A 24,057-nucleotide genomic window follows, 5' to 3' on the forward strand; every position below is an offset into this window, starting at 1 on the left:
GGGTGCGGCGGCCGCCGCCGCACCGAATCCTCGTAGCCCGCAGGATGTTTCAGAATGGCTTCCAGCAGCACCCTGTCCACCGCCACCCCTGCTGGGCCGCCTCGCCCCGATCCGGGCGCGGCGTTCGCGCTCTCGGCCGCGCAGCGCGGCATCTGGTTCGCCCAGCAGCTGGCCGGTGACACCCCCTTCTCGATCGCCCAGTACGTCGAGTTCGGCGGCGCGGTCGACGTGGCGGCGCTGGCCGACGCGGCGCGGCGGGCCGGGCGCGAGTTCGGCACCGGCTATCTGCGGCTGATCGAAATCGACGAGCTGCCTTGGCAACTCGTGGACACCGGACTCGACGACACCATCCCGACGGTGGATCTGAGCGACGCCCCCGATCCGGAGGCGGCGGCCCGGGCCTGGATGCACGCCGAGTACACCGCGGCGCTGGATCTCACCCGGGATCGGCTGTGCCAGGTCGCCATGCTGCGGCTGGCCCCCGACCGCTGGTACTGGTATTCGCGCTTCCATCACATCGCCCTCGACGGCGTCGGCGCGCTGACCATGCTGCAGCGCACCTCCGAGATCTACAACGCGGTGGCCGCCGGACAGGAGATTCCGCCGGGCAAGGCCGAGCCGCTGCGGCGCATCGTGGAAGCCGATGCGGCCTACCGGGATTCGGACAGGCTGGCCGCCGACCGGGATTACTGGCGCGACCATCTGACGGGCATGCCCGAACCGGTGACCCTGGGCAGGCGCACCGGCGCGGTCGACGCCCATCCGCGCCTGCTCAGCGGCGCGCTGCCGGAATCGACGGCGGCCCTGCTGGATTCGACGACCGCGGCCCTGTCCACCAGCCCGGCCCCGGTGGTGGTGGCCGCGTTCGCCGCGTTCGTCGCCGCCATGACGGGCGCGGGTGAGATCGTGCTGAGCCTGCCGGTGTCCGGCCGCACCACCGCCACCCTGCGCCGCTCCGGCGGCATGGTCGCCAATGTGGTGCCGCTGCGGCTGCATCCGACCCCGGCCGCCACCGTCGGTGACCTGATCCGCGCCACCCAGGCCGAGCTGACCGCGGCCCTGCGCCGGCAGCGGTACCGGCAGGAGGACATCATCCGCGATCTCGGCTGGGCCATGGACGAGGTCGGCGGGTTCGGGCCGACGGTCAACCTCATGCTCGCCGACACCCGGATCAAGCTGGGCGGGGTCACCGGACGGCTGCACGTGCTGACCTCGGGGCTCATCGACGACCTGTTCGTGAACGTCTATCCCGGCGTCGGCGGCGAACGCACCCACATCGACTTCCAGGCCAACCCGAACCGCTACGGCGAGACCGAGCTCGCGGGCCTGCACGCCCGGTTCCTGGCGTTTCTGCATCGATTCCTGGCCGCGGGCGTCGAGGGCCGGCTGACCGCGATCGGCGCGCTGCTCGACGGGGAACGTGCGGAACTGGTGCCCGCGCGCGGCCGCGACGGCGCGCACGCGCGGACGCTGCCGGAGATTCTCGCCGCCGGGGCCGAACGCGCCCCCGCCGCCATCGCGCTGCGGGCGGACGGCACCGCCTACACCTATCGGGAGCTCAGCGAGGCCGCGCACCGGCTGGCGCGGGTGCTGATCGCGGCGGGCGCGGGACCCGAACGCGCCGTGGCGATCTCGATCCCCCGCTCGGCGGAGTCGGTGCTGGCCATGTGCGCGGTGGCGTACACCGGTGCGGCGTTCGTGCCCATCGACCCCACCTATCCCAGCGATCGGCTCGAGCACATGGTCGCCGACAGCGGCGTGGTCGCCGGGGTGACGGTGGCGGGCTCGCGCGACGCGCTGCCGGATCGCGTCGACTGGCTGATCCTCGACGATCCCGGCATCGAACAGCGGTTGGCCGCAACCGATTCCAGCCCGCTCACCGACGTCGACCGGCGCGCCCCTGTGCGGCTGGAGCAGATCGCCTACCTCATCTACACCTCCGGGTCGACCGGCCTGCCCAAGGGTGTCGCGGTCACCCATCGCGGCCTCACCGATCTGGTCACCGGGTCCGGGGGTGCTTTCGGGGTGGGTTCGGACGCGGTGGTGGCGCACGCGGTGTCGCCCAGTTTCGACATCTCCATCGAGGAGCTGCTGATCGCGCTGGCGGTTGGGGCGACCGTGGGCGTGGTGCCGCCCGCCGCCTACGCGGGCGACGAGCTGGCGCGGGTGCTGCGCACCCTGGAGGTCACGCATCTGAATGTGACGCCGGCCGTGGCGGGTTCGCTGGAACCCGACACCTTGCCGCGGCTGCGGACCGTGGTGGTGGGCGGCGACTCGTGCCCGCCGGAGCTGCCGGTGCGCTGGGCGGGACGCTGCGTCCTCAACGGGTACGGCCCGACCGAGGCCACCGTCACCGCCACCCTCAGCGCACCGCTGGTCCCGGGTGATCCGATCACCATCGGCGCGCCCGCGCGCGGAGTGTCGGCGGTGGTGCTGGATCCGTGGCTGCGGCCGGTGCCGCCGGGCGTGCTCGGCGAGCTGTATCTGGGCGGGGCGGGCCTGGCGCGCGGATATCACCAGCGCATCGGGTTGAGCGCGGAACGCTTCGTGGCCAACCCGTTCGCGAGCGGTGAGCGCCTGTACCGTACCGGGGATCTGGTGCGGTGGCGGCGGCGCAACGGCCGCTGGGAACTGGAGTATCTGGGGCGCGGCGACACCCAGGTGAAGGTGCGGGGGTTCCGCATCGAACTCGGCGAGGTGGATGCGGCGGTGGCGCGGCATCCGGGTGTCGAGATGGCGATCACGGTCGGCGCGACCACGCCCGGCGGGGCGACCGCGCTGGTGTCGTACGTGCTGGCGAGCGCGGGCCTCGACCCGGAGGACGTGAAAGCGACGGTGGCGCGGCAGCTTCCGGCGCACATGGTGCCCGCGGTGGTGATGGTCCTCGACACCCTGCCGCTCACCCCGGCGGGCAAGGTGGACCGGCGCGCGTTGCCCCGGCCCGATTTCGGCGCGCGCACCCGGGCCGGGCGGGCGCCGGCCACCGAGCGCGAACGCGCGCTGGCCGAGGTGTTCGCGGCCGTGCTGGGCGTGGAATCCGCTGCGGCGGACGACAACTTCTTCCTCCTCGGCGGCGACAGCATCGTGGCCATCCAGCTGGTGGCCCGCGCCAAGGCGGCCGGGCTGGGATTGCGCGCCCGGGATGTGTTCGAGCACAAGACCGTTGCCGCGCTCGCCGCGGTGGCGACCGAGGTCACCGCCCCCGTGATCGAGGAGCTGCCCGGCGGCGGGACCGGACCGGTGGCGCTGACCCCGATCGTGCACACCATGCTCGCGCAGGGCGACACCTGGCCGCGCTTCGCGCAGGCCGTGCTGATCGCGCTGCCCCCCGACCTCGACGCCGCCGGGCTCACCGCCGCCGTGCAGGCGCTGCTGGACCGGCACGATCTGTTGCGCAGCACCGTGACTCACGCCGCCGGCGGCTGGAGCTGGCAGGTCGGCGCGCCCGGCACCGTCGAGGCCGGTGCGCTCGTCGAGACCGTCACCGCCGCCGCCGACAGCGACGGTGAGGACGAATTGCAGCGCGCCGCCGACCTGCTGGATCCGGCCGCCGGGATCGTGGCCCGATTCGTGCTCGTCGAACGCGCCGACGCGCTGCCGCTGCTGTGGGTGGTGCTGCACCATCTCGTCACCGACGGCGTGTCCTGGCGGATTCTGCTGCCGGATCTGGCGACCGCGTGGGCGGGCGGGACGCTCGCGCCGGTGGGGACCTCGTTCCGGCGCTGGGCGCACGGCCAGGTCGAGCAGACCCGCGCCCGCATCGGTGAAATGCCCCGGTGGCGCAGGATTCTCGCCACCCCCGACCCGCGGCTGGGCGCCCGCGCCCTGGATCCGGCGGTCGACACCGTCGAGACCATGGGCATGCTGCGCACCGTCGTCGACGCCGACACCGCCGCGGCCGCACAGGAATACCTGCCGCAGCGCTTCCACTGCGGGCTCGACGACGCGCTGCTGACCGCGCTCGCGCTGGCGGTCGGGAAGCTGCGCGGCACCCCGCGCACCCTGCTCATGGTGGAGGGTCACGGCCGGGAGGAGTCGATCCTGCCCGGGGCCGACATCTCCCGCACCATCGGCTGGTTCACCAGCCTGTTCCCGGTCGCCTTCGACCTCGACGGCATCGATCTCGACGACGCCTTCCGGGGCGGCCCGGCCGCGGGGGCGGCGCTCAAGGCGGTCAAGGAACAGCTGCGGGCCATCCCCGACAAGGGCGTGGGCTTCGGCATGCTGCGCCACCTCGATCCCGAGACCGCCGCCGAGTTCGCGGACGCGCCGGCACCGCAGCTGAGCTTCAACTATCTCGGGCGCACGGGTGCGGGGGTCGAGAATCCCGGCGGACCCGAAACACCGTGGGCGCCGGTGCGATTCGCCTCCACCCAGGACGATCGCGCACCGCTGGAAGCCGTCGTCGACATCAACGCCTTCCACACCGCCGCCGGTATCGAGGTCAGCTGGGCGTACGCGTCGCGCGTCCTGGGCGCCCGGCAGGTCCGGGAGCTGGCGCAGCTGTGGGGGCGCGCGGTCACCGCGCTGGTCGCCCACGCCCGCCGCGACGGCGCGGGCGGGCACACGCCGTCGGATTTCCCGCTGGTGGCGGTGTCGCAGCGCGAGATCGAGGGCTGGGAACGCGAATACCCGAGCCTCACCGACATCTGGCCGCTGTCGCCCCTGCAGTACGGGCTGCTGTTCCACGCCCGCTACGACACCGACACCGCCGACGGATACACTGTGCAGACCCAGCTGGCGCTGGCCGGTCGGGTCGACTCGGCGCGGCTGCGCACCGCCGCCGCGGCGGTGCTGCGGCGGCACGAGGTGCTGCGGGTCGCCTTCGTGGAGACCGCCGACGGGCCCCGGCAGATCGTCCTGGACGACGCCGAGATCCCGTGGCACGACGTCGATCTCACCGATATTCCCGAGCCGGCGGAGCGGCAGCGGGAGCTGGCGCGGCTGATCGCCGTGGACGCGGGCACCCGTTTCGATCTGGCGCGGCCGCCGCTGCTGCGTTTCAGCCTGGTGCGCACCGACGCCGAGGCGTACACGCTGCTGATGACCAATCACCATCTGGCCCTTGACGGTTGGTCGACCCCGCTGGTGGTGCGGGAGCTGCTGGCCGGGTATCTGGCCGCCGTCACCGGCCACGAGATCCCGCAGACCCCGGCGCACTCGTATCGCGAATTCCTGTCGTGGCTTGACGAACAGGACGAGGCCGCCTCGCTCGCCGTCTGGACCGAGGCGCTGGCGGGGGTCGACTCCCCTACCCGTGCGGTGCCGACGCTGGCGGGCATCACCTCCACCGAATCCGGCATGGTGTCGGTGGAGTACCCGACCGCCCGGCTGGAGCGGATCACCGCGACCGTGCGCGCGGCCGGGGCCACCGTGAACACCGCGGTGCAGACCGGATGGGCGCTGCTGCTGGCCATGCTCACCGGCCGCACCGACGTGGTGTTCGGCGGCACCGTCTCCGGGCGGCCGCCGCAGCTGGGCGGGGTCGAGGACATGGTGGGGCTGTTCATCAATACCCTGCCGGTGCGGGTGCGGCTGGATCCCGGTGAGCGCGTGGCGGATCTGCTGGCCCGGGTGCAGGACGAGCAGGCGCGGCTGCTGGATCACCAGCAGGTGGGGCTGGCCGCCATTCACCGCGCGGTCGGGCTGCCCGAACTGTTCGACACCCTCACCGTGTTCGAGTCCTATCCGATCGACCGCGAAACACTCTCGCGGGCACTGGATATCGCGGGCATGCGCATCCTGGACGTGTCCGGCACCGACGCCACCCCGTACCCGTTGAACCTCATGGTGATTCCACAGCGCGCCGCCGACGGCGGCGAAAGCCTGCGCGTCACCGTCAAATTCATGGCCGACGAGCTGCCGGAGGCCTCGGCGCGGCGGCTGCTGGACCGCTTCGTGCTGCTGCTCGACCAGATCGCCGACCATCCGCGGCGGCGCACCGCCCAACTGCAGCACTGCGATCCGCTCGAACGGGCCCGGCTGCTGCCCGTGCGCGGCGGTCCGCCGACACCGCTGCGCACCCTGCCCGACATCCTGGCCGCGGGGGCGCGCGCCAATCCGGACGGCATCGCGGTCAGCGCCGGCGAGCTGAGCATGACCTATCGCGATCTCGACAGCTGGTCCAACCGGTTCGCGCGAGTGCTGTTGCGGCGCGGCGTCGGTCGCGAGACCTTCGTGGTGCTGGCGCTGACCCGATCGGTGGAATCGGTGGTGGCGGTGTGGGCGCTGGCCAAGACGGGGGCGGCGTTCCTGCCGCTGGACCCCAACTATCCGGTCGAGCGCATCGAGCACATTCTCACCGACTCCCGCGCACCCATCGGCGTGACGGTCAGCGAGGTCGGCGAGACGCTGCCCGGCAGCATCGACTGGCTGCTGCTCGACGACCTCAACACCATTCGCCGCGTCATGACCCTGTCGGACGCGCACATCACCGACGCCGAACGCGGCGGGCCGATCACCCTGGCCCAGACCGCCTACCTCATCTACACCTCCGGGTCCACCGGCAAACCCAAAGCCGTGCTGCTGAGCCATCGCGGGCTGTCGAATCTCGTTGCCTCCCAGCAGAGTCTGCTGGATCTGGACGAGACCACCAGCGCGTTGCAGGTCGCCTCGCCCAGCTTCGACGCCTCGGTGCACGAACTGCTCATGGCGCACGGCGCGGGCGGGCGGCTGGTCATCTCGCCGCCGGACGTGTACGGCGGCAGCGCGCTCGAGGAGCTGCTGCGCCGCGAACGCGTCACCCACGCGGTCATCACGCCGTCGGTGCTGGCCACCATGAATCCCGCGGGGCTCGACGAGCTTTCGTGCCTGTCGGTCGCCGGGGAGGCGGCCGGGCCGGAACTGGTCGCGGCCTGGTCGGCCGGGCGGCGCATGGTGAACCTGTACGGGCCCACCGAGTTCAGCGTGTGGGCGACGGGGCCCGGGGAACTGCGCCCCGGGGAACCTATCACCATCGGCTCGCCCATTCGGGGCGCGGCCGCGCTGGTGCTCGACAGCTGGCTGCGGCCGGTGCCCGTGGGGGTGACCGGCGAACTGTATCTGGCCGGGCCGGCCCTGGCGCGCGGCTACTTCCAGCGCTTCGGGCTGACCGCGGCGCGTTTCGTCGCCAACCCGTACACACAGGCCGGGGCGCGCATGTACCGCACCGGCGACATGGTGCGCTGGGTGGAGCTCGAGACGGGCGAGGGCGCACAACTGGAGCTGGAATACCAGGGGCGCAGCGACTTCCAGGTCAAGATCCGCGGCCTGCGCATCGAACTCGGCGAGATCGACGCCGTGCTGGCGGCCGACGACCAGGTCGAATACGCGGCCACCCTCGGCGCGCCCGGGCCCGGCGGGCAGACCGTGCTGGTGTCCTACGTCGTGGCCGCGGCCGGGGAAACCCTCGACACCGAACTGCTGCGCACCCGCGTCGCGGCCGCCCTGCCGGGCTACATGGTGCCCAGCTATCTCATTCAACTAGACGACGTGCCACTGACGCCGGTCGGCAAACTCGACCGAAACGCCCTGCCCGCACCGGATTTCGCGACGCTCGACCAGCGCTATCTGGCCCCGCGCACCCCCGTGGAGACGGCCGTCGCGAAGGTCTTCGCCGATGTGCTCGACACCGAGCGCGTCAGCATCGACCGCTCGTTCTTCGAGCTCGGCGGCAACTCGCTGACCGCGACCCGCGTGGTGGCGCGGGTCAATGCCGCCCTCGGCGCCACCGTGGCGTTGCGCGACCTGTTCGACGCGCCGACCGTCGCGCAACTGTCGGCCCGCGTGGTCCCCGGCACCGAGATCCCGGGCCTGCCGACGCTGGCCCCGCGCATCCGGCCCGACCGCATCCCGTTGTCCCCGGCGCAGCAACGCATGTGGGTGCTCAACCGCCTCGACCCCGCCTCCGCCGCCTACAACATCACCGCGGCGCTGCGGTTGACCGGCGAACTGGACGTCGGGGCCTTGCGCCAGGCCGTCGCCGATGTGGTGCTGCGCCACGAAACCCTGCGCACCCTCTACCCCGCCGACGCCGAGGGGCCCCGGCAGGTGGTGCTCGGCGCCGACGCCGCCACCCCCGACATCGCGGTCACCGAGGTCGGAGACGGTGCGCCACTGCGGGAACGGATCGCCGAGCTCACCGGCAGCGGCTTCGATCTGACTCGCGAGTCCCCGCTGCGGGTCGGGCTGCTGCGACTGGCCGGCGACCTGCATGTGGTGGTGCTGGTGGTGCATCACATCAGTGCGGACGGGGCCTCGATGGCACCGCTGGCCACCGACCTGGTCTCCGCGTATCTCGCGCGCAGTTCGGGAGTCGAGGACGAGCGGCCGCCGTTGCGGGTGCAGTACGCGGACTACTCGATCTGGCAGCGGGAGCTGCTCGGGGACGAGAAGGATGCGGAATCGCGTGCCGCGCAACAGATCCGGTACTGGGGTGAGCGGCTCGCCGCCACACCGGATGTGCTGGAGTTGCCGACCGATCGGCCGCGGCCGGCGGTGCAGAGCATGAGCAGCGCCGATCTCGACTTCCACCTCGACGGCGAATTGCACACGGCGCTGGTGGAATTGGCCGCGGCGACCGACACCAGCCTGTTCATGGTGTTGCACGCCGCGCTGGCGGTGCTGCTGTCGCGGCTGGCCGGAACGCACGACGTGCTGATCGGGACCGCCGTCGCCGGACGCGGGGAGGCGGCGCTGGACGACCTGGTCGGAATGTTCGTCAACACCCTCGCCCTGCGCACGCCGGTGGATCCGGCCCAGGGGTTCGGGGAATTCCTGGGCCGGGTGCGGGCCACCGATCTGGACGCGTTCGCCCATGCCGAGGTGCCGTTCGAACGGCTGGTGCAGGTGCTGGATCCGCCGCGGTCGACCGCGCAGCATCCGCTGTTCCAGGTGTCGCTGTCGCTGCAGAACTTCGCGCCGCCGAGCGTGGAGTTCCCGGGGCTGCGGGTGGCGGTGGAACCCATCCGGCGGGACGCCTCGCAATTCGATCTGACCTTCGATCTGCGCACCCCGCTGCCCGGGGGCGACGCGAGCGGACTCGACGGCACCCTCACCTTCGCGACCGACCTGTTCGACGAGGCCACCGCCGCACGGCTGGTGACCCGCTGGCAGCGGGTGCTGGCCGCCGTCACCGCCGATCCGCGCGTGCGGCTGTCGGACATCGATCTGCTCGACGCGGCCGAACGGGCCGCGCTGGTGCCGCTGCGCGGACCCGGCCCGGCCGGAACCACCACGCTGGCACAGGTTTTCCGGGCCGCCGCCACCGCGCACCGGCTGTGCCCGGCCATCGTCGCCGACGGGCGCGTGGTGTCGTATCGGGAACTGGACACCGCCTCCCAGCGACTGGCCATGCAGCTGTCGGCCGCCGGAGCCGGATCGGAAACCATTGTGGCGCTGGCCTTGTCGCGCGGCGTGGAGCTGCTCACCGCGATCTGGGCCTGCGCCAAGGCCGGTGCGACGTTCCTGCCGATCGACCCGCGGCACCCCCGGGACCGCATCGACCACATGCTCACCGACTCCCGCGCGCTGCTGGGGCTCACCACCGGCGCGCACCGGCCGCTGCTGCCCGACACCGTGGGCTGGCTGGTACTCGACGATCCCGACGCCTCCAGCGTGCGAATCGATCTGGGGCAGGGCCGTATTCGAGCCATGCGCACCCACCCGGATCAGCCCGCCTGGCTGATCTACACCTCCGGGTCCACCGGCACCCCCAAGGGCGTCTCGGTATCGCATCGCGGCCTGGGCGATCTGGTGCGCGCCCAGCGCGAACTGCTCGCGCTCGGTGAGCACTGCCGGGTGTTGCAGGTCGCCTCACCGAGTTTCGACGCCTCCGCGTTCGAGGCGCTCATGGCGTTCGGGTCCGGCGGCACCGCCATCGTCGCGCCGCCCGACGTGTTCGGCGGCGACCCGCTCACCGAACTCATCGCCGCCCAGGGCGTCACCCATCTGGTGATCACGCCGTCCGCGCTGGCCACCCTCGACCCGGACCGGGTGTCGAGCGTGCGGGTGCTGGCGGTGGCGGGCGAGGCCATAGGACCGGATCTGGTGGCGCGCTGGGCCACCGGACGCATCCTCATCAACCTCTATGGGCCGACCGAATTCACCATCTGGGCAACGGCTTCCGAGCCGTTGGCGGCGGGACAGCCGGTCACCATCGGCACACCCGTCCGGGGCGCGTGCACGCTGGTGCTGGACGAGCGGCTGCGGCCGGTGCCCATGGGAGTGGCGGGGGAACTGTATCTGGCCGGGCCCGCACTGGCGCGCGGCTATCACGCCCGGCCCGGGCTCACCGCCGCGCGCTTCGTCGCCGACCCGTACGGGCGGCCCGGGGAAAGGCTCTACCGCACCGGCGATCTGGTGCGCTGGATCGGCTACCTGGACGAACCGCGCCTGGAATACCTGGGCCGCACCGACTTCCAGGTGAAGGTGCGCGGACAGCGCATCGAACTCGGCGAGATCGACGCGGCGCTCGCGGCCGCCGACGGCGTCGAATTCGCGGTCACCCTGGGCGTTCCCGGGCCCGGCGGCGCCACCGCGCTGGCCGCCTACCTGCTGCCCGAACCCGGCCGCGACGTGGACCCCGTCGCCGTGCGCGCCCACGCCGCCGACCGGCTACCCGGCTACATGGTGCCCTCGGCATTCGTGGTGCTCGACGCCATCCCGCTCAACGCGGTCGGCAAGCTCGATCGGAAGGCGCTGCCCGCACCGGTTTTCGCGGCCGAGACCGAATATCGCGCCCCCACCACCGAACTCGAGACGGTGCTGGCCGAGATCGTCGGCGAACTGCTGGGCCGCAGCCGCGTCGGCGTGCACGACTCGTTCTTCGCGCTCGGCGGCGACAGCATTCTCGCCATCCAGCTGGTGTCGCGCGCACGGTTGCGCGGGATCGAGCTGACGCCGCTGCAGGTGTTCGAGCATCGCACCGTCGCCGCGCTGGCCGCGCTCGCCGCGGCCGCGGGCGAAACCGTGGTGCTCGAGGAGCTGCCCGGCGGCGGGGTCGGCGAACTGCCGCTCACCCCGATCGTGCACTGGATGCTCGAACGCGGCGGCGACCACCGCCGATTCGCGCAGACCGCGGTGCTGGAACTGCCGCGCGGCATCGACCGCGACCAGCTGGTCGCCACCGTCACCGCCGTCGTCGACCAGCACGACATGCTGCGCGCGCAACTCGCCGTCGTCGACGGCGAGTGGCGGCTGCGCACCCGCCCGCCCGGCAGCGTGGCGGTCGACGCGCTGCTGCAGCGCATCGAATTCGATACCGCGGACCGGGTGGAACTACGCGAATTCGCGGTCACCGCACTGGATTCCGCACTCGACCGGCTCGATCCCGCCACCGGCGACGTGCTGCGGCTGGTGTGGCTCGACCCCGCCCCCGACAGCCCGGCCGATCGGCGCGGACGGCTCATCCTGGTGGCGCACCACCTGGTGATCGACGGGGTGTCGTGGCGGATCCTCATCCCGGACCTCATCGCGGCCTGGGCGCAGATCAGCGGCGGCGCGACGCCGATCCTGCCTGAGACCGGCACCTCCATGCGGCGCTGGGCGTATGCCCTCACCGAGGCGGCGCACCGGCCGGAACGGGTGGCCGAGCTCGACTACTGGCGCGACATCGCCGCCACCGACGACCCGAAACTGGCTGCGCGGGAACTGGATCCGGCCGTCGACCGGGTGACCACGGTGCGGTCGGTCGATGTCGAACTCGATGCCGAGACCACCACCAGCCTGCTCACCACGCTGCCGGGCCTGTTCGACGGCACCGTGGAGGACGCCCTGCTGGCCTGCCTCGCGCTGGCCATCCGGCGCTGGCGGATGGAGCCCATCGAATCGGTGCTGATCCGGCTCGAGGGCCACGGACGCCAGCAGGAGATCGTCCCGGGCGCCGAACTCTCGCGCACCCTCGGCTGGTTCACCACCGTCTACCCCCTGCGACTCGCCCTGCCCGACATCTCGATTCGCGACGCCTACGCCGGCGGGCCCGCCATGGGCGTGGCCATTCGCGCGGTGAAACACCAGCTGGCGGAGGTGCCGGACAAGGGCATCGGGTACGGCATGCTGCGGTATCTCAACGCCGACACCGCCACGCAGCTACCCGCCGCCGTGCCGGGGCGCATCGGATTCAACTACCTGGGCCGCTACGCCACCGCCGACATTCCGGCCGGGCTGGAGGATCTCGGCTGGCTGCCCACCGACGAATTCGGCGACCTGCACGCCGGCGAACACTCCGACGTGCCGGTCACCGCCGAGATCGAGATCAACGCGGTCGTGGTCGGCGACCGGTTGCAGGCAAGCTTCACCTTCCCCGAAACCCTGCTGCCGCGACACGAAATCACCATGCTGGCCCACCTGTGGACCGACGCGCTGTGCGCCGCGGCGTATTTCACCACCACGCCGGCCGCCGAACTCGCCGCCGAGGCCGAACGCCAGACCATGATCGAACTGCGCGAGCGGCGCGCGGCCGCCGAACTGGCTGCCGCACAGGCGGATTCCGCGCCGGGACTGGGCCTCGACGTGGTGTTGCCGATCCGGCCGGACGGCGACGAAGCGCCGCTGTTCTGCGTGCACCCCTCCTCCGGCATCGCCTGGACCTATCTCGGACTCGCCGATGCGCTGGCTCCCGGCCGCCCCATCTACGGGCTGCAGGCGCCCGACCTGTCCGGGGAGCCGCACGCCCGCGGCATCGCCGACTTCGCCGAGCGCTACGTGGCCGAAATCCGCAGGATCCAGCCGCACGGGCCCTATCATCTGCTCGGATGGTCCTTCGGCGGCCTGATCGCGCACGCCATGGCCGCTCAGCTCGAGGCAATCGGAGACGAGGTCGCCACCCTGGCCCTGCTCGACGCGGACAGCACCGATATCGACGGCGGCGGCATCGAGAAGCTCACCGCCGGATCCTTCGTCGCCGCCTTCGGGTCGGTGTTCGGCATCACCGACATCCCCGCCGACACCACCGCCGAACAGGCCGCCGCCCTCATCCGGGAACGCATGGGCGGGGTGTCGCTGGTCGACGCGGCCACCCTCGAACGCATGGCCGCCTCCTACAATGCCTCCGCCGACACCCGCACCGGGTATCAGCGGCCCGTATTCCACGGCGACGCACTGTATTTCAGCGCCACGGTGCACAGCTCCGACATCTTCGGCCCCGAGGGCTGGCGGCCCTGGATCACCGGCACCATCACCAACCACGACATCGACGTCAGCCACGACGAGATGACCGCGCCGCACGCGCTCGCGGCCATCGCCCGGATTCTCGACACACAGTGGGGAGGGACGCCGTGAACACCGAGCATGGCACACCCGATACAGCACACGCGGAAACCAGTACGGCCGGCCTGGACGGCGTGGTCGTGGAGGGCGTCGAGAAGTCGTTCGGCGCGGTGCAGGCGTTGCGCGGCATCACCTTCAAGGCCGCACCCGGCGAGGTGCTCGGCATTCTCGGCCCCAACGGCGCGGGCAAGACCACCACCGTCAATATCCTGTCCACCCTCATCACCCCCGACGCCGGGCGCGCCCTCGTCGCCGGGCACGACGTCGTCGACGACTCGGCCGCGGTGCGGCGCAGCATCATGCTCACCGGGCAATTCGCGGCCCTGGACGACGCCCTGTCCGGCTACGAGAACCTCGTCATGTTCGGCCGGCTGATGGGGTTGCGCAAACGCGCCGCCCGCGCCCGCGCCGACGAACTGGTCGCGGAATTCGATCTGGTGCAGGCCGCCGGGCGACGCGTCGGCACCTACTCCGGCGGCATGCGGCGGCGCATCGACATCGCCTGCGGGCTGGTGGTGCGGCCCGAGGTCGTGTTCCTCGACGAACCCACCACCGGGCTGGATCCGCGCAGCCGCCAGGGGGTGTGGGATCTCGTCGGCGGTTTCCGCAAGCACGGCATCACCACGCTGCTCACCACCCAGTACCTCGAAGAGGCCGACGCGCTCTGCGATCGCATCATCGTCATCGACCACGGCGTGGTCATCGCCCAGGGCACCGCCGACGAACTCAAGGCCCGCATCGGCGGCAGCTACTGCGAGATCGTGCCGGCGCGCATGGAGGACCTGCCCGCCCTGGCCGCCGCCCTCGGCGATCTGCTGCCCGACGCCAATCGCGAAGCGCTGAACGAAGATTCGGACCGGCTCGCCATCCCGGCGCCCGCGGGCGCGAAAACCCTCGCCGAAGCGCTGCGGCGGCTGGACGCCAGTGGGCTGGAACTGGTCGACATCGCGCTGCGCCGGCCCTCGCTCGACGACGTGTTCATCGAACTCACCGGGCACATCGCCGAAGTCGAAGAGCCCGAGGACGATTCGCCCTCGATCCGGGTACGGACCGCCGACGGCCGATACACCAGCGACGAACGAGCCCGGGCATGACCGCCCTTCCCGCCGCCGGTCCGGTCGCGCCCGCCGGCAACTGGCTCACCGACCTGCGCGCCACCCCCGCCACCCTGGCGCAGTGGTGGGTGCTCACGGTGCGGCTCATCGTGCCCGCCATCGTGACCGGCGAGATCGTCACCGCCATCCTCGCGCCCATCACCTTCACCATCAGCTTCTACATTCCGCTCAATCGCGTAATGACCTTCGCCGGACTGGGATTCAGCAGCTACGCGCAGTTCATGGCGCCCATCGTCATTCTGCAGGCCGCCGCGTTCACCGCCGTGTCCGCGGCCTTCCGCGCCGCCACCGACGCGGTGTCCGGGCTGGACCGGCGTTTCGACGCCATGCCCATGCATCCGCTGGTGCCCGCCGCGGCGCGCATGTCCGCCAATGTGTTCCGGCTGCTCATCGGACTGGTGTCGGCGGTGGCCAGCATCTACTACATCGGCTTCCGCTTCGAGGGCGGCGCCCTGCACACCGCCGGGTTCCTGGCGCTGGGACTGCTCATCGGCATCGCCTTCTCGCTCGGCGCGGACGCCATCGGCACCTTCACCCGCAGCCCGGAGGCCACTACGCAGATGCTGGTGCTGCCGCCGCTGATCCTCGGCATGCTGTCCACGGGATTGGCTCCCGCACACCAGTTTCCGCACTGGGTGCAGTTCTTCGTGCGCAATCAGCCGGTATCGCAGTTCGCCGAGGGGCTGCGGGCGCTCGGCGGCGACCGGCTCGGCAAATCCGCACCCGTCACCTGGTCGCTCATGACACCGCCGCTGCTGTGGATCGCGGCCATCGTCGCGGTGTCGCTGTTCTTCATCGCCCGCCAGAACCTGAAGAGGTCGTGATGGCCACCCTCGACCGGCCGCAGGCCACCGACACCCTCGTCTTCGGCGAGGCCTCCGTCCCGGCCCTGCTGCGCCACACCTGGATTCAGACCCAGCGACTGCTGCTGCGCTGGGTGCGCGACCCGATCACGCTGCTCGAGACGCTCATCGTCCCGTGCCTGCTGCTGCTCATGCTCGACATCGTGGTCGGCTCGCAGATCCAGAAATTCTCCGGGCACAGCGCCCTCTACGGGTCCACCCCGATGGTCACCCTGGTCGGCGCGCTGTCGGGGACCGTGGCCAGCGGCGTCATGCTCGGACGCGAACGCGAGGCCGGGATCCTGTCGCGGTTCTGGGTGCTGCCGGTGCACCGCGCCTCCGGGCTGGCCGCCCGCATCCTCGCCGAAGGCTGCCGCATCTTCGCCGGCACCGTGGTCATCATCTGCTTCGGCATGGCACTGGGCTTCCGGTTCCGCCAGGGCCCGCTGCAAGCCTTCGCATTCCTGTGGATCCCCGTGCTTTTCGGCCTCGCCTTCGCCACCATGGTCACCGCCATCGCGGTCTTCACCGCCAAATCCACCCTCGTCGAAGCCGTCGCCCTGCTGTCGTCACTGCTGATGTTCTTCAGCACCGGCTTCGTCCCCCTCGCCGCCTACCCGAAATGGATCACCCCCGTCGTCCAACACCAGCCCATGTCGGTCGCCGTCGACACCATGCGCGCCCTCGCCGAAGGCGGCCCCATCGCCACCCCCCTCACCAGCACCATCGCCTGGTCCCTCGGCCTCATCATCGCCTTCGCCATCCCCGCCGCCTACGGCTACCGCCGAGCCAGCCGCCGCTGACGCTGATCGAGCTGACGCTAATTGATCTGCGGGATGGCGCCGGCGGGGAAGGTAGCGGGTTGGGCGGCGGTGTATTCGGCTTGGATCTTGTAGTAGCGGTCGGTGGGGCCGTAGGCGGTGTAGAAGGTGAAATTGCGGGGGCCGGTGGTCGCGTGGGGTGCGGCGGCGACGAAGCGGGCCAGGACGGGGTCGAGGTGGGTGGGAAAGCGGGCGGCTTCGTAGCGGACGGGGAAGCAGATGCGTTGCATGCGTGGGGAATTCCAGGAGAAGGTGCGGTAGAGGTTGAAGGTGCGGTCGAGGAGGGCCAGCTCCTCGGGGGTGGCGGCGACGAAGGCGAGATCGCTCAGGATGGTGGTGATGTCGGCGGGGGTCACCACGCCGGGGGCGAGGACCTGGGAATAGAGGTTCAGCGTGCGGTTGCCGAAATCCAGTGCCATGATCGCGATTTCGCCGCCGTAGCGGTGCAGGTGGGCGGCGTGGGCGCGGGCCGCCTCGGGCATGCCGGGGAAGGCCAGGACTCGATCCACGGCGATCAACTCCGGAAACATCATCCAGATCTTCTCGACGCCGTGCGCCACGTCGACATCGACGCCGAAGAAGACGGGCACGGCCGCGGGGATCTCGGTGAGCAACCGTTCCATCGGATGGCCGACGAACTCGAGCAGTCCGGCGGCGCGCAGCCTCGACACCGGGTCGGCCTCGACACCGGCGTTCACCAATCGCACGTTCAGACGGCGCCGCGGCACCGGATGGGTGGTGGTGCGCACCCCGACGACCGAGGTGGTCCACAGATCCTCGAGGGTCTCGAGCACCGGATCCACCACCGCCGCCCGGTACGGCGCCTCGGCGAGCCGGGCGAACTCCTGAAAATCGCGTCGCATCCGATCCAGGGTCAGAACATCAGACGGGCCCATACCCACAGTGGATACCCGACAATTCGTCCCCGCGCGGGCGAAACGCCTCATCCAGTCCCCTTTCCGTAAATACCGGGCGGTGGGCGCGTCGAGCGGACGCCGCGATCGCGCGGGCGCACTATGCTGGCCGCCGTGCTCGAACCCGAAACCCCCGTCGCGCCGCACCCCGATATCGCTCACCTCGCCCCGCTGCTGGGGACCTGGCGGGGACGCGGCCGCGGCGAGTACCCGACCATTCAGCCGTTCGAGTACCTCGAGGAAGTGCACTTCGGCCATGTCGGGCGGCCGTTCCTGACCTACCGGCAGCGCACCCGCGCCGCCGACGGCAGCCGGCCCATGCACAGCGAGACCGGATATCTGCGCGCCAGCGGACCCGATCGGATCGAGCTGATCCTGGCGCACCCCACCGGCATCACCGAGATCTGCGAGGGACGGCTCGTCACCGAGGACGGCGAGCTGCGCCTCGAACTCGACTCGACCGCGATCGGCCTGAGCAGCAGCGCCAAATCGGTGACCGCGCTGGGCCGCACCATCACCGTCGCGGGCGACACCCTCGAATACTCGCTGCGCATGGCGGCGGTCGAGCAACCGCTGACCCATCACCTCGCCGCGACCATGCAGCGCACGAACCGAGGGTGAACTTCAGAATTCAACCCATGATGTGACCTGCGGCAACCCTTTCGGAGGGGACTGCCGCGGCATTTTCATGTCTTGTTTTGCTCTGAGTGACCGATTACCGTTTCTTGCATTGGCAAACAGTCAGCCAACCCTAATGAGCAGTGAATCTCCGACACACACGTTCGGGTCACACACTCGTCCCCACACAAGGGAGAGGGATATGAAGCGCTCGGCCCTTTTGCTCCTCACCACCGCCGGCATGATCCTCGCGGGAGCCGGCGTCACCGAAATCCTCGGCGACGCGTCCGCGGAGGGACCCCCCGGCAAGACCCTGGCCCAGCAGCGTTTCGTCAGCGACTCACTCGGACAACTGTATCCAGCGACCTGCGTGCGCGGCGACGCCTACGGACGCTGAGTCTCAATACCCCTGCGGCAGCGCCGTGAGCATGTCGCGGGTCACCGCCACCGCGTTGTCGGAACTGCCGCCGCGCACCACCAGCGTGGCCCACGCCAGATCACCGCGGTAGCCGATGAACCACGCGTGCGAACCGCCGTCCACCTCGGCCTCACCGGTCTTGCCGTAGACCTCGCCCTGATCGACGATGCGCTCGGCCGTACCGCCGAGCACCACCTTGCGCATCATCAGGCGCAGACCGTCGATCACCTCCGGCCGCACCGGCGCACGCGAGCCCGACACCTGCGTCGCATGGTTGGCGATCAGATACGGCACGGGCGTCGCACCGTGCGCGACCGTCGCCGCCACCAGGGCCATGCCGAACGGGCTGGCCAGCACCTTGCCCTGACCGATGCCGTCCTCGGCGCGCTGCACCTCGTCGTCGTCGACCGGCACCGAACCCGACACCGTCGGCAGGCCCGCCACCGTGTAATCCGGGCCCAGGCCCAATGACTGTGCGGCCGTGCGCAGATCCTCGCCGCCCAGCTCGGAGGCGATCTTGGCGAAGGACGTGTTGCAGGAGCGTTCGTAGGCGGTGGCCATCGACACCGTGCCGACGCTGAAGAGGTTGTAGTTGGGAATCGTGCGCTCCCCCACCGTGATCTGGCTCGGGCACGGGACCGAGGTGTCCGGGGTGGTGTGGCCGGCGGTCATGGCCGCGGCGGCCGTCACCGTCTTGAACGTGGAGCCGGGCGGGTAGAGGCCGGTCGCGGCGACCGGGCCGTCCTTGTCGGCCTCCTCGTTCTGGGCGATCGCCAGGATCGCGCCCGTGGACGGCTGCAACACCACCATCATGGCCTGCTCGGTGCGCGCGTCCACGGCCTGCTGCGCGGCGTCCTGGACATTGCGATCGACGCTGAGGGAGAACGAGGGGGCGGTCTGCGGCGCGACCTCGGTGAGCACATCGGTATCCACGCCATTGGCGTTGACGGTCACCACGCTCCAGCCCGCCTTGCCGTCGACCTCGTCGATGACAGTCTTGCGGACCTGGGTCATCAGGTCGGGGGCGAAGCGGCGATCGGTGGGGACCAGATCGTATTCCTTGGTGAACGTAACGCCCGACAGACCCAGAATGTCCGAATTGACCTGTCCGAACTCCCATTCCGTGAGCGTCACGACCGGGTAGGGGCCCTGCGCCTTGCGGGCGGCGCTCAGCAGCGAATCCGGGGCCAGGTGTTCGTCGAAGCGGCGCAGCGTGTTCGCGAGCGTGGCCGCGACGCCGCGCGGGTCCTTGGACATCGACGGCTGGAACAGCACCCGATACTGCGTGCCGGGAACCAGCACATCGCTGCCGGAGCGTTCGTTCACGCGAGCGCGCGGCGCGGGGGTCGAACGCAGTTGCAGCGTCTGGGTATTGCCCAGTTGCGGGTGGATGTCGGCGGCGCTCCAGCGCACCTGCCAGCGGCCGTCGGTGCGGGTCATCGGCAACTGGCCCCGGTAGGTCCAGACGCGGTCCTTGGGCAGATGCCATTCGTAGGTGTAGTCGACCACGGCGGTGTCGTCGGTGACGCGGGCATCGCCGGTGGTGGCGACCAGCTTCTCCGCCTGCAGCCGATCCCACGCCGAAGTCAGTGCGGCGCCGGCCTTTTCGGGTTGGCTGGTGCGGTCGGCGGCCGCCTGCACCCGATGGCCGGCGAAGTCGGAGACGAACGCCTCGGCGGCCTGCGCCGGACCCTGCGGACCCGACGAGCAACCGGCCGCGGCGAGCCCGACCGGGAGGGCGACCGCGACGGCGATCAGCGTGGACAAGACCCGTGGTGACATCGGGAGGAATGCTAGAGCCAACTATCGGCAAACCCGAGCGACACACTGCACCGGAACGGATTTCACCCCGATCTCACAGGGACGGGGTCAGTCCAGCAGCACGGTCGCAAAGGTGGCGATCTGCCGGAATCCGATCTTCTGGTAGGCGCGGCGGGCAACCTCGTTGTAGCAGTTGACATACAGGCTGGCGGTGCGGCCGGAGGAGACCACGACATTGGCGACCGACGCGGTGCCCGCGGTGCCGTAGCCCTGACCCCGCCGGTCGGGATGCACCCACACGCCCTGAATCTGGCCGGTGCGCCGCGAGAGCGCGCCCACCTCGGCCTTGAAGATCACCTCGCCGTCCTCGAAACGCGCCCAGGCGCGGCCGGATTCGATCAAACCGGACACTCGGCGGCGATAACTGCGGCCGCCGTCGCCGGAGCGCGGATCGATCCCGATCTCCTCGGTGAACATCGCCACCGCCGCCACCATGTAGCGGTCGATCTCCTCGGGCCGCACCCGCCGCACCCGCAGATCCGGTGCGATGCTCGCGGGTCGCTCCAACGCCAGCAGCGGCTGATCCGCGCGCAGCTCCCGCGGCGGACCCCAATGCTCGCTGAGCAATTCCCACAGCGGCAACGCCAGCTCGCGCCGCCCCACCACGGACGAACACAGCCGCGGCCCCTTCACCGCGCGCTCCGCGAACGCCTTCAAATCCTCCCGCCCGCCCCGCAGCGGCACCAGATTCGCCCCCGAGAAGCACAGCGATTCCCCCGGCCCGCCCCGACTCCACAGCTCCCCGTAGACCCCCCGCGGGTCCAGCCCGAACTCCTGCAGGCGCGCCGCCACCATGCACGTCGCCACCGGATCGGTGTCGAGCACACGCAAAACCTGAGTCAGATCGCGGTTCGCAAGCTGACGGGCCCCAGCCGCCCGGCCCCGCCGAGTAGGCTCCAGCACACTCCGCACGCCAACAGCCTGCCAGAACTTCCCCACCCGTGCCCCCCGATTGCCCACCCCCGCCCACCCACCAGCGCAAACGACAACGGCCCGGCCCCCGGCGGGCTGCCGGAGATCGGGCCGAGGGCTTTTCGCGTCAGCCGGCGGTGACGACCGGGGCGCCGGTGCCGGCGTCCGTGCCCATCTCGTCGGCGAGACGCATGGCCTCTTCGATGAGGGTTTCGACGATGAGGTGTTCGGGGACGGTCTTGATGACTTCGCCCTTGACGAAGATCTGGCCCTTGCCGTTGCCGGAGGCGACGCCGAGGTCGGCTTCGCGGGCCTCGCCCGGACCGTTGACGACGCAGCCCATGACGGCGACGCGCAGCGGGACCTCCATGCCCTCGAGGCCGGCGGTGACGGCGTTGGCGAGGGTGTAGACGTCGACCTGGGCGCGGCCGCAGGAGGGGCAGGAGACGATCTCGAGTTTGCGGGGACGCAGGTTGAGCGACTGCAGGATCTGGGTGCCGACCTTGATCTCCTCGGCGGGCGGGGCCGAGAGGGAGACGCGGATGGTGTCGCCGATGCCCTCGCTCAGCAGCGCGCCGAAGGCCACGGCGGACTTGATGGTGCCCTGGAACGCCGGGCCGGCCTCGGTCACGCCTAGGTGCAGCGGGTAGTCGCACTTGGCGGCGAGCTGGCGGTAGGCCTCGACCATGACCACCGGATCGTTGTGCTTGACCGAGATCTTGATATCGCCGAAGCCGTGCTCCTCGAACAGCGAGGCTTCCCAGAGGGCGGATTCGACGAGGGCTTCGGGGGTGGCCTTGCCGTACTTCTCGAGCAGGCGCTTGTCGAGGGAGCCCGCGTTGACGCCGATGCGCAGCGGGATGCCCGCGGCGCCGGCGGCCTTGGCGACCTCCTTGACGCGGCCGTCGAATTCCTTGATGTTGCCGGGGTTCACGCGGACCGCCGCGCAGCCGGCGTCGATGGCCGCGAAGATGTAGCGCGGCTGGAAGTGGATGTCGGCGATCACCGGGATCTGGGATTTCTTGGCGATGGTCGCCAGCGCGTCCGCGTCCTCCTGACGCGGGCAGGCCACGCGCACGATGTCGCAACCGGACGCGGTGAGTTCCGCGATCTGCTGCAGGGTGGCGTTGATGTCATGGGTCTTGGTGGTGGTCATCGACTGGACCGAAACGGGGAACTCGCTACCCACTCCGACATTGCCCACCATCAGCTGGCGCGTCTTGCGCCGCGGTGCGAGGACGGCCGCCGGTGCGGCCGGCATCCCCAAAGCGATGGCACTGCTCACGATCGGCTGCCTACTTTCGACTAAGTCCTCACCCTTACCGGCTCCGAGCTTACCGACGCTCGAATACCGGTCGCCCTGTGACGGCGGCGACAAGGGTACTCGGGCCGGAGGCGGGACTCGGAATCGGCCGGGGCCTACTGTTCTTATTCGTCGCAATGGCGGCGAAGGTTTACGGTCCTGTTTGTGAAGGTAGCGAAACCGGATGCGTGGCCCGCCGACCCGGAAGCGGCTGCGGCACTGCAAGATCAGCTGCGCACCCGGGTGATCGCCGATAATCCCCGGCCACCCCGTTTCCGGACGGTAGCCGGGCTGGACTCCGCCTACGACGACGACGGCAACGTGGTCGCCGCGGTGGTGGTGCTCGACATCACCACCCTGGAAACCGTCGAGATCGCCACCGCCCGCGGCGCCACCGACTTTCCCTACGTGCCCGGCCTGCTGGCCTTCCGGGAGCTGCCCACTACCCTGGACGCTCTCGAAAACCTCACCGTCACACCGGATCTGCTGATCTGCGACTCCCAGGGCCTGGCGCATCCCCGCCGCTTCGGCTTCGCCTGCCATATCGGCCTGCTGACCGGCGTCCCGACCTTCGGGGTGGCCAAGAACGCCTGGGGCGAGTTCGAGCAACCCGCGCCCGCACGCGGCAGCTCCAGCGTCATCACCCTCGACGGCGAACCGGTCGGCCGCGCCCTGCGCACCCGCACCGACGTCAAACCCGTCTTCGTCTCCGTCGGCCACCTCATCGACCTCGACACCGCCTGTGCCCAGGTCCTCGCCCTCACCCCCGAGTTCCGCCAGCCCGAGACCACCCGCCGCGCCGACCGGCTCTGCCGCGACCTGCTGCGCGAAATCGCCGCTACGGGAACAGTTTCACCGGATTGACGATGTCTGCGACCAGGGTGAGGACCATGTACGCGCCGCCGAGGACGACCACCACGTAGGTGGCCGGAAGCAGCTTGAGGTAGTCGACGGGCGCGCCGTCGGGCAGGCCCTTGCGGTTGCGGAAGACGTTGCGGAGCTTCTCGTAGAGGACGACGGCGATGTGCCCGCCGTCCAACGGCAGCAACGGCAGCAGGTTGAAGGCGCCGAGGAAGAAGTTCAGGCTCGCCAGGGTCAGGATGAACATCGACCACAGGCCGTGCTGGGCGGTCTCGCCGCCGATCTTCGAGGCGCCGTAGACCGAGACGGGGGTTTCCGGGTCGCGGGTGCCGCCGGTGACGGCATGCCAGAGGTCGACGACCTTCGACGGCATCTGGGCCAGGGATTCGACGGTGCGCACGGCGATCTGGCCGGTGAAGGCGCCCGCGGCGGGGATGGCCGACAGGACGTTGTAGTGCAGCGGCGCGTAATAGTCCTGCTGCACACCGACTTTCGCGACCGTCTTGGGCTTGTCGTGCTGGTCGTAGATGGTCGCCAGCTGCGGGGTGACCTCGCGGGTGAGGGTCTGGCCGTCGCGCACGAACGTATAGGTGAACGGGCCGGTCTGCTTCTGGGTCTCCGCCTGGAATTCCTTCCAGGTCTTGATCGGCACGTCACCGACCTTGACGACCTTGTCGCCCTGCTGCAGTCCGGCGACGGCCGCCGGGCCGGTGCCGGTGCACGGCAGCAGGTTCTTGTGATCGCTGGGATCGACATTGGAGACGCAGCCCAGCTTGCCGATCTGGGTTTCCGGCGGCTGATCGAAACGCGGCAGCCCCCAGCCGACCGCGAGCACCACGATCAGCAGGTAGCCGATCAGGAAGTTCATCAGGATGCCGCCGGACATGACCAGCAGCCGCTTCCAGGTCTCCTGCCGGTACATGGCCCGGTCGATTTCCTCGGGCTCGAGTTCGTCGAGGGCGGTCATGCCCGCGATATCGCAGAACCCGCCCAGCGGCAGGGCCTTGAGACCGTATTCGGTCTCACCGCGCCGCCACGAGAACACCTTGGGGCCGAAGCCGATGAAGTAGCGGCGCACCTTCATCCCGGTGGCCTGCGCCGTCCACATGTGGCCGCATTCGTGCAGGGCGACCGAGGCCGTGATCCCGAGGGCGAACAGTACGAAGCCGAGCGCGTAGACCATCCGC

Annotated in this window: 12 protein-coding genes; 7 read left to right on the forward strand and 5 right to left on the reverse strand. The window is 70.6% G+C overall.

Annotated elements, in window-relative coordinates; genetic code table 11:
- Nucleotides 1-54 precede the first annotated feature (54 nt).
- From D7D52_RS31640 to D7D52_RS31655, 4 genes are read left to right on the forward strand one after another with little or no spacing between them, the layout of a single operon-like run.
- Nucleotides 55-13,257, forward strand: coding sequence for a non-ribosomal peptide synthetase (locus D7D52_RS31640; protein ID WP_120742253.1), 13,203 nt, complete (start codon nt 55-57; stop codon nt 13,255-13,257).
- 53 nt (nt 13,258-13,310) lie between these two features.
- Nucleotides 13,311-14,339, forward strand: a complete 1,029-nt coding sequence (locus D7D52_RS31645) for an ATP-binding cassette domain-containing protein (protein ID WP_120744620.1) — start codon at nt 13,311-13,313, stop codon at nt 14,337-14,339.
- Nucleotides 14,336-15,184 carry an ABC-2 transporter permease gene (locus D7D52_RS31650; protein WP_120742255.1) on the forward strand — a complete coding sequence of 283 codons (849 nt, stop codon included), beginning with the start codon at nt 14,336-14,338 and terminating at the stop codon, nt 15,182-15,184. The genes D7D52_RS31645 and D7D52_RS31650 overlap by 4 nt, the downstream gene beginning before the upstream one ends.
- Nucleotides 15,184-16,005 (forward strand): ABC transporter permease, encoded by an 822-nt coding sequence (locus D7D52_RS31655; protein WP_120742257.1) that lies wholly within the window; start codon nt 15,184-15,186, stop codon nt 16,003-16,005. The genes D7D52_RS31650 and D7D52_RS31655 overlap by 1 nt, the downstream gene beginning before the upstream one ends.
- A 17-nt stretch (nt 16,006-16,022) precedes the next feature.
- Here D7D52_RS31655 and D7D52_RS31660 read toward each other — a convergent pair whose 3' ends face one another.
- Nucleotides 16,023-16,886, reverse strand: a complete 864-nt coding sequence (locus D7D52_RS31660; RefSeq protein WP_162958676.1) for an aromatic prenyltransferase — start codon at nt 16,884-16,886, stop codon at nt 16,023-16,025.
- Nucleotides 16,887-17,039: 153 nt separating this feature from the next.
- On the opposite strand from D7D52_RS31660, the gene D7D52_RS31665 reads away from it, so the two are divergent.
- A complete protein-coding gene (locus tag D7D52_RS31665; RefSeq protein WP_120742261.1) occupies nt 17,040-17,558 on the forward strand; it encodes a peroxynitrite isomerase in 519 nt (172 codons plus the stop codon).
- Between the two features lie 199 nt (nt 17,559-17,757).
- A complete protein-coding gene (locus tag D7D52_RS31670) occupies nt 17,758-17,952 on the forward strand; it encodes a hypothetical protein (RefSeq protein WP_120742263.1) in 195 nt (64 codons plus the stop codon).
- Between the two features lie 3 nt (nt 17,953-17,955).
- On the opposite strand, the gene D7D52_RS31675 is transcribed toward D7D52_RS31670, so the two are convergent.
- The 3 genes from D7D52_RS31675 to ispG form a co-directional block, all read right to left on the reverse strand.
- Nucleotides 17,956-19,755 carry a penicillin-binding transpeptidase domain-containing protein gene (locus tag D7D52_RS31675; RefSeq protein WP_120742265.1) on the reverse strand — a complete coding sequence of 600 codons (1,800 nt, stop codon included), beginning with the start codon at nt 19,753-19,755 and terminating at the stop codon, nt 17,956-17,958.
- A gap of 87 nt (nt 19,756-19,842) precedes the next feature.
- On the reverse strand, nt 19,843-20,706 hold the full coding sequence (locus D7D52_RS31680) for a GNAT family N-acetyltransferase (protein ID WP_246023446.1): 864 nt from the start codon (nt 20,704-20,706) through the stop codon (nt 19,843-19,845).
- A gap of 127 nt (nt 20,707-20,833) precedes the next feature.
- On the reverse strand, nt 20,834-21,967 hold the full coding sequence (ispG, locus tag D7D52_RS31685; RefSeq protein WP_425464698.1) for a flavodoxin-dependent (E)-4-hydroxy-3-methylbut-2-enyl-diphosphate synthase: 1,134 nt from the start codon (nt 21,965-21,967) through the stop codon (nt 20,834-20,836).
- 207 nt (nt 21,968-22,174) lie between these two features.
- Between ispG and D7D52_RS31690 the strand changes: the two genes are divergently transcribed.
- The gene (locus D7D52_RS31690) at nt 22,175-22,873 is read left to right on the forward strand and encodes an endonuclease V (RefSeq protein WP_120742269.1); all 699 of its coding nucleotides are present in this window, start codon (nt 22,175-22,177) and stop codon (nt 22,871-22,873) included.
- Here D7D52_RS31690 and D7D52_RS31695 read toward each other — a convergent pair.
- Nucleotides 22,848-24,053: a M50 family metallopeptidase gene (locus D7D52_RS31695; protein ID WP_120742271.1), complete on the reverse strand. Its 1,206-nt coding sequence runs from the start codon at nt 24,051-24,053 to the stop codon at nt 22,848-22,850. The genes D7D52_RS31690 and D7D52_RS31695 overlap by 26 nt on opposite strands.
- Nucleotides 24,054-24,057 lie beyond the last annotated feature (4 nt).

Source organism: Nocardia yunnanensis, from assembly GCF_003626895.1.
GTDB lineage: Bacteria > Actinomycetota > Actinomycetes > Mycobacteriales > Mycobacteriaceae > Nocardia > Nocardia yunnanensis.